This window comes from Acinetobacter sp. MD2(2019) (assembly GCF_035615615.1).
Taxonomy (GTDB): domain Bacteria; phylum Pseudomonadota; class Gammaproteobacteria; order Pseudomonadales; family Moraxellaceae; genus Acinetobacter.
This window is the reverse complement of sequence record NZ_VTDU01000050.1, coordinates 1-3,679: the sequence shown is the minus strand read 5'-3', so window position 1 is coordinate 3,679 and position 3,679 is coordinate 1. Positions and strand designations below refer to the sequence as shown.

At 33.0% G+C, this 3,679-nt stretch carries 4 protein-coding genes; all 4 read left to right on the top strand.

All coding sequences use genetic code 11. The features are described 5' to 3' along the window. Window positions 1-2,149, top strand: a 2,149-nt coding sequence (locus tag I2F62_RS12890) for a deaminase domain-containing protein (protein WP_324627391.1), incomplete at its 5' end; no start/stop codon positions are given. Window positions 2,150-2,152: 3 nt separating this feature from the next. Then, the gene (locus I2F62_RS12885) at window positions 2,153-2,527 is read left to right on the top strand and encodes a hypothetical protein (protein WP_324627390.1); all 375 of its coding nucleotides are present in this window, start codon (window positions 2,153-2,155) and stop codon (window positions 2,525-2,527) included. Window positions 2,528-2,692: 165 nt separating this feature from the next. Continuing rightward, window positions 2,693-2,875, top strand: a complete 183-nt coding sequence (locus tag I2F62_RS12880; RefSeq protein WP_420713763.1) for a cytidine deaminase-like fold-containing protein — start codon at window positions 2,693-2,695, stop codon at window positions 2,873-2,875. Further along, the gene (locus I2F62_RS12875) at window positions 2,856-3,281 is read left to right on the top strand and encodes a DUF6911 family protein (protein ID WP_324627388.1); all 426 of its coding nucleotides are present in this window, start codon (window positions 2,856-2,858) and stop codon (window positions 3,279-3,281) included. Before I2F62_RS12880 ends, I2F62_RS12875 begins: the two co-directional genes overlap by 20 nt. Window positions 3,282-3,679: the final 398 nt, after the last annotated feature.

Here is a 3,679-nt window from a genome sequence, read left to right as displayed (position 1 = left end):
CCATAATTACAACAAGAGTAGTGGCTTTAACGTATCGACTAATATCGGGATTCCACAAAAAGGATCAAAAGCAGCATCGACTGCACCGAAAGGCTCGACCACAATTGGATTAAACAGTAGTGGGCAAGAAACAGAGCAACTGACCAAAGCCACGATGGGACAAGGTACGGTTACAAACGCTGCAACAGGCACCAACCGCGACATTAATAATACTCAAGAAATCACTAGAGACCAGACCACAGGCATGCTCAATGGCAGTGTAACGCTAGATCATCGTTTATTGACGGAGAGTGGACGAGCAGAGATTGTAAAAGAGCAGAAGGATTTACCGCAGAATATTGGAATTATAGGGAAAATGACAGCAGCAGGCGTCACTAGCTTGGGTGTAGCGACTGCTTCGTTAGCAAGTGGGGATCAAAATATAGGACAGGCATTTCAAACATTGATGAAACCTGCAAATACATTTGATTTTATCCAAAAAAATCCAGAAGCTGCGGCGATCTTAAATAAGTTTAAAAATGGAGAATTTAATGATCTTGAGTCGTCAAAAAATGCTATGAATCAACTTGCTGCTGCTCTAGGGGTGAATGTTGATGTATTGACCACGACTATTACAGATATCTACGGATTAAAAGGAACGACCGATAAAAATATCATTGCTATAGATGTGAATGTAGATAATCGTCAAACCAGTATAGAAGTACTTGAACATGAAGTAAGCCATAACCAAGGGCTATCAAATGAGTTATTAAGTAATTTATCAGGTAAAGCCGGAGAACTAGGTTTCACAGCAGGAATCACGTATAACAAAGCAGCTGTAGAATACTATCAAAAGCAAATCGGAGAGGGTAATGATATAAATACACAATTAAATAATGATGTGATTTTAAACAAAGATAACCAAAAATTCTTTGATCAAATCAATAGTGAGCCAAACTCTTTTGAAAATTATACAACAACGAATATGGCAGTAGCTTTTTCGGAGAAAATAAACAAAGCACTGAATACAAAAAATTCAAATGAAGCTAAAAGACTTTTCAATATTTATGCTGATTATGTTTCAAATGAATATAATGATTATAAAATTAAATTAGAAAATAAAGGTAAGTTTCAGAAGGTCGATATAAAGTTGGATGGAGTCGCTAGTAAAGCGGGCTACCCAACGATACTTTCTGGTAATCAGTTGAAGCAACTATTCAATATGTTCCCTAAGGGGTCTGTCGAATATGCAAAAGTCCAGAAATTAGTGCAGATGCAAAATGAAGTTTATAAGAGTTATACTGCTGATCTGTATGTGATGGATGCAGTAAGAGACTATAATTCGGTCTATTTCTACCCTGATAATGGATATTATGGCGCACTTCCTGAAAGCTATAAAAAACAAGGTATCACTAATAGCAAAGCTTATATAGATCGGTTGAAAGCTAATGAAGGTCGAGGAGCAAATGCAATTATTGGTTCTGCAATAAGCCCATTGGGTGCTTTAGGTTCATCGACACGGTTAGTTGGTGTAGATGATAAAATAGCAGACCATTTGGCAATAGGTGGAGCTTTGTTTGGTATAGTTGCTGGTTCAGGTATATCAATAAAAACAGGTGGATTAAATGATACGCCTTTAGGGAAGAATGAGGTTGTTGTACCGATTAAGAATATTAGCCCGACAATCTCGAGTGGAAGATATGATGTAAATACCTTAAATACTTTTAAAGATTTGACCACTTCGTTAAGATCAGAATTGAATTCAAAGATGAAAAACTCTGGAAATTTTGGTGTAGCTATGATTGATATTCCTGGAGTGCAGTCGTTAATGGCTTCATCTTCAAAATTAGAGTTACCTAAACCCCAACTAGTTGAAAAAGGATTTGTTGGTAAGGTTGAGAACCCTATATTTAAAAGTATGACAATAAATAATTCAAAAGGAATTCCTATTAATCGTAGTACTGATACAGAAGCAAAAATTTTGAATAATATTGCAAATCAACTTGGTAATAATAGTAATGCAAAAGGTAGCATTACTTTATTCACTGAGCGTGAACCATGTGCCAGTTGCACAATAAACATCGATCAATTTAGGAAAAAATACCCAAATATTAATCTGAATATTATAGATAGTAATGGTTATTTGTATACACCAAAAAAGAGGAAATAATTGATGAAAAAAATAAGTTATGATGATCTAAGATTAGGTGTTTTAGATGATTTTTATCAAGAAATGCTTAATCATGGACATCAAATCAATAATCAATATGAAACAGTTTTAGGATATCTTATTTATGAATATGAAGAGGGGTTTTCTAAAGTTGAAATTATTATTATTGAATTTGTGGTTTATGTATTAGCTGGAAAATTTGTCTCTGAAAAATTATCCAATAAACTCAGAGATGATTTTGTTGGTAAATTAAATACAGTGGAATTTAAATTGCTTTTAAATTTGTTAAGTTTTGAAGATAAAACAAATTTTTTGCATGATTTGCTTTTGTTAAATTTTATTGATGAAAATACTAGAAATCGTTTAACTGGTTCTTAGAAAAAAGAAATCATCCGGAACCAAGTGACAGGTTTATTGAATTATTTCTTTAGAGAGTGTAGACAACCTTTATAAAAGACTACCTAATGGAAATATGGCAAAAGCACATGGTGAGATTGGAGCTGTACAGTAATTGGTCAATTCTGAAATCGCTAAAATGCAGATATCGTTTTAGATGTAAAAGGTAAAGATGTTTGTGGGTATTGTAAAGGTGATATTGCAGCAATGGCAAACAAGGCAGGGGTTAACTCAATAACAATTCATGCTAGAGATGACGATACAGGAGCTCCAAAAGTTTATATTTGGGAAAAAGGTATGAAAAAAGTTGTTGAGAGTAAGAAACAATGAAAATGAGATTAGGGGGGGCTATTTAGAAAAATTTTCAAGAATACAGCTTCCATTACTTTTAAAGCCAAAGATTGTTGATATTCTAATGGTTCTAGAAATGATAAAGAATCAAGCTGGAGGTGTAATATCATTAACTAATTTAGAGGCAATAGATGAAGAAGAACCTGAAAGTTTGAAATTATACTTTGAGGAAGATAACTACTTATTAATGCTCTTGGATTATGACGAAGAAGGTTATATTTATGTTAGAACACTACATAATGCTGATGCTCCAAAAGGTGAGTTTCAAAATATTTTAGGAGAACCTTATGGTGCAACAACAGTTGTCCAAGATTTTGAATTAGTAAAAAAATGTTTTATTGAGTTTAATCAAACAGGAAATGTTTCTAGGGATTTATTAAATTGAAAAATCTGTAGTATAGCTAAAAATATAAAGTTTGGAGTCTGTAAATTATTTTGTGTAAGTTCTATTTTTTATAAATGACCTTTTACGGTCATTGAATTGAATCGTAAACAAATTTATTGCTGAACGTTATGAGCAGCAGTGCTGCACAAGATTGGCCTTGTCCATATCTTAGCTGCATTCGATGCCGCTAAGAAAATGATTTTCTTCACCTAATCATCTGAAGATAAAATTTTACGCTTCTTCATTGAATGGCGGACATGCTATTCAACGATTCAATCGTATTTGTTATTTGGTTTAGATATTCTAAATTGTCGATTCAATAGATGTAGAGTTGAAATAACTAGAAACAAAGAAATTGTAATGTAGTAAAAATAGTAGTAAAAAATTAAATTTAATAT

Bases quoted from the DNA above. Each gene is read 5' to 3' on its own strand.
- I2F62_RS12885 (WP_324627390.1), top strand. From the start codon at position 2,153: ATGAAAAAAATAAGTTATGATGATCTAAGATTAGGTGTTTTAGATGAT.